The organism is Faecalibacterium sp. An192, from assembly GCF_002160175.1.
In the GTDB taxonomy this organism is placed as follows: Bacteria; Bacillota; Clostridia; order Oscillospirales; family Ruminococcaceae; genus Faecalibacterium.
Genome location: NZ_NFKB01000121.1, coordinates 1 through 1,784 on the forward strand (window position 1 = coordinate 1; position 1,784 = coordinate 1,784).

Sequence of the window (1,784 nt, forward strand, 5' to 3'; positions counted from 1 at the left end):
CACTTGCCGCAGTACAGTAAACCGTCCTCGCCGGTGTAGTCCTCCGGCTCCGGGGTGGTGGCCGTCATATTCTCCAAAACAGCGTTGATTTCGTTCTTCATAAACTCTCGCCCTCCTTGCATGAGTAGTCAGGGATGCCCTTTTTCGGGGCTTTCTTGGCTGCGTCCTCCTGCGCCCATTTATAAATCGTGGCGGCATGGCTGTGATACTTCCTGCCGCTGGACGCGATATGACAAGATAGCCGGTCAATGTAGTAGTCCCATTTGCCGGGCAGGTCAGCTTTCAGCCCGCCCAGTTCTGATTGGGTCAGAAAGACATTTCCATACCGGCCATAGGCGGTGCGGGTGGCCTGTCCCGTATCTAACTCTCGCTCTCTCTCTTTTTCTATCTCTATCTCTTTCTCTATCTCTAACTCTGGTGGACAAATGTCCGCTTGATATGGTGGACATTTGTCCGCCCCGGCCTTTGGCAAGGCTTTTTGCCCCTGCAAAGCCAGCCTTGCCCGCCGTTTTCGCTCCCCCTCGGTAGAGGATTGGCCGATCAGCAGTTCAATGTTGCTCATATACAGCGCGCCGTTTTGCAGCGGCTCCACAAGCCCCAGCTTCATAAAGATCTGCAAGGCTCGTTCTACGGTGCCGACTTGCTGGCGGGTTAGGGTGGCAATCATCTGGGCGGTGTAGGGGATATTTTCATCAAGCTGCAACTTCCCGCCGTTTTTCAGCGATTTCAGGTACAGTTTCAAGAGAATGTTGGAATAGAGGATACCGTCCTGCATACTTTCCAGCAGCACGATAGCGTCCTCGTCAAAGTAATTCTCTTTCAGCTTGAGGTAGTAGTATTTTCGGTTATCTGACATGGTTCCTCCTTTGGGTGGATTTGGGGCGTTTGTACGCATTTAGAACGCCGTTTCCGGGGGAAAAGGATAAATGTATCGCGCACCCTTTGACACCCATGAAAAAAGCCTTGATTTATGAGGGTTTGAAAGGCTCTAAAGCGTGACATTTCTGCCTTTGTTTCCGCTTTCTCTGGGCGGCTTTGATTTTCTTCATGCGCCCGGCGCAGTTGGGGCAGTATTTTCCCCGGTTGGATTTGGGGACAAATGCCGCCCCGCAGACGGCGCACCGTTTCCGGCTCCCCCGGTACAAGAGGGCTGCGGCCAGCTCCCCGTCAAGGGGCAGGACAGCCACACGGAACCACCGGCACATGAGGGAAAGGGAAATGCTCTGGACGCACACGCAAGGCTCCCCGTCGTCTAACAGCAGGCAGTTCCCCGCGTCGTAGTTACAGCACTCATGCACCAGCCGCCGCGCCCGCCGGTGCTGGCGGTAGTCCATGCGGGGCAGGTTATCGCTCATGGCTCTGCTCCTTTCTGCGGCGGGGTTCCTCCCGGCGCAAAATCTGTTCGATGTTCCGCTTGACCGTCTGCAACTCCTTGAACCGCTGCTTCTGCTCTTGGTAGGTGTTATACAGGCCGGATTTCTTGGAAACAAGCTGCTCGATCTCGTCCTGCAACGCTTTCCGGGCGGGCAGCCTGGTAATGCCATGCGCCTTGAAATACCGGGCGGCTGCGTCGGCTATGATAAAATCGCTCTCATGCGCCTGCCGGTATGCGGCGCGGGCTTTGGGGGATTTCTGCGCTTTCAGCCCGTCGCGGGCGAGCTTGGTCTTGGCGTAGGCAAGTACCTGTCGCTGCAACTCCTTTTTCCCTTGCAGCTTCGTTTCCAGCGTTTTCAGTTCGCCGCTGGTCTGGCGCATTTCCTCATAGGCGGTATCAAAAGCAGCTT

2 protein-coding genes and 2 pseudogenes are annotated in these 1,784 nt (G+C 55.5%); all 4 read right to left on the bottom strand.

The genetic code is table 11. The annotated features are described in order from the left end of the window. Nucleotides 1–101 (bottom strand): annotated as a pseudogene (locus B5F27_RS16690) (ATP-binding protein); the annotation flags it as partial. Continuing rightward, nucleotides 98–856, bottom strand: a complete 759-nt coding sequence (locus B5F27_RS16150; RefSeq protein WP_087369059.1) for a phage replisome organizer N-terminal domain-containing protein — start codon at nt 854–856, stop codon at nt 98–100. The gene B5F27_RS16150 and the pseudogene B5F27_RS16690, both read right to left, overlap by 4 nt. A 112-nt stretch (nt 857–968) precedes the next feature. Continuing rightward, a complete protein-coding gene (locus tag B5F27_RS16155; protein WP_087369060.1) occupies nt 969–1,355 on the bottom strand; it encodes a cysteine-rich VLP domain-containing protein in 387 nt (128 codons plus the stop codon). Next, nucleotides 1,345–1,784 (bottom strand): annotated as a pseudogene (locus tag B5F27_RS16160) (relaxase); the annotation flags it as partial. The gene B5F27_RS16155 and the pseudogene B5F27_RS16160, both read right to left, overlap by 11 nt.